The sequence below is a fragment of the Paraplanobispora siamensis genome (genome assembly GCF_016863175.1).
GTDB lineage: Bacteria > Actinomycetota > Actinomycetes > Streptosporangiales > Streptosporangiaceae > Planobispora > Planobispora siamensis.
Genome location: NZ_BOOJ01000162.1, coordinates 1 through 593 on the forward strand (window position 1 = coordinate 1; position 593 = coordinate 593).

The window sequence follows — 593 nt, forward strand, 5'->3', positions numbered from 1 at the left end:
GGCCGTATCGACGTCGGGTGACGGCTCGGGGCCGTTGGCCCTACCGGAACCGGGTGTCCCCTCCGGGGGGCCATCTTTGACGCCTGATGTCCCTTCCGGGCCGTCGGCCGTACCGGCGCCGGGCAATCCCTCCCGGGCGCTGGCCGTATCGGCGTCGTCGGACGGCGGCGTGAGCGCGGGGACCGGGACGCCGACGCCGGAGGAGATCCGGGCGCTGGTGCGGGAGACGCTGCCGGAGTACATGGTGCCCTCGGCCGTGGTGGTGCTGGACGGGCTGCCGGTGACCCGGAGCGGGAAGCTGGACCGGGCGGCGCTGCCCGCGCCGGAGGTGACGGCCTCGGGACGGGGGCCGCGCACGCCGGTGGAGGAGATCCTGTGCGGGGTGTTCTGCGAGGTCCTCGGGATCGACGCGGCCGGGATCGACGACTCGTTCTTCGACCTGGGCGGGGACTCGCTGCTGGCGACGCGGCTGGTGGGCCGGGTGCGGTCGGCGCTGGGGGTCGAGCTGCCGGTGCGGGCGGTCTTCGAGGCGCCGACCGTGGCGGAGCTCGCGGAGCGGGCCGGACGGGCCGGTGGCGGGACCCGGCCCGTGC

1 protein-coding gene is annotated in these 593 nt (G+C 76.6%); it reads left to right on the plus strand.

From position 1 onward, the window contains the following. Nucleotides 1-169: 169 nt before the first annotated feature. Nucleotides 170-593 (plus strand): phosphopantetheine-binding protein (locus Psi01_RS43980; protein WP_275424667.1); only part of this gene is annotated, 424 nt, incomplete at its 3' end.